Source organism: Ekhidna sp. ABH4_415 (assembly GCF_056161305.1).
On the sequence record NZ_JBSWYW010000041.1, the window covers coordinates 1 to 223 of the forward strand.

Sequence of the window (223 nt, forward strand, 5' to 3'; positions counted from 1 at the left end):
TGCCACCAACCCGCCTAGCGGACAGGCTACTGCCTCGGTGGTCAACGGATCCATGGATGTGGATGATTACATCTTCACCTGGTACTTCGATGCTGCGGCAACCAACACACTCGATGCTGGTGATGATCCGGGGCTTGTGAACCTCTCCTTCGATGGTACAGGAGCTTCTGGCAATACCGCCAACGGACAAGCGGGTGTGAACAGAATCAACAGCCTGCCTGCT

Annotated in this window: 1 protein-coding gene; it reads left to right on the top strand. The window is 56.1% G+C overall.

Features of this window, described 5'->3' with window-relative positions; translation table 11 throughout:
• Positions 1 to 223: hypothetical protein (locus ACXAH9_RS17230; RefSeq protein ID WP_474896092.1), on the top strand; the 223-nt coding region annotated here is incomplete at both ends.